The following is a 274-nucleotide window of genomic DNA, read 5'->3' as shown; positions in this document are numbered from 1 at the left end:
CCCGACGCCGATGGGGAAGTGACCGTGGATATCGCGGCTAATGTGGCAGCGGATATCGCCGGAAACGATAACACCGCTGCGGTCCAGTTGACCCGCACCTACGATGTCACCGCCCCCGATGTCACCCTAACCACCGACGCCGAAGCAACAATCAACGCCCCCTTCACCGTGACAGCCACCTTTGGCGAAGCCGTCAGCGGGTTCGACGTATCAGATATCACCATCAACAACGGCAGCGCCGACAACCTGCAAACCGCCGACAACATCACCTACA

At 59.9% G+C, this 274-nt stretch carries 1 protein-coding gene; it reads left to right on the top strand.

The features are described from left to right. A partial coding sequence (locus AC0QHF_RS15220; protein WP_324705077.1) for an Ig-like domain-containing protein occupies positions 1–274 on the top strand: 274 nt, incomplete at both ends.

This window comes from Lyngbya sp. CCY1209 (genome assembly GCF_055795065.1).
Note: the sequence above shows the minus strand (reverse complement) of the source record. Positions and strands in the feature narration are given on the sequence as shown.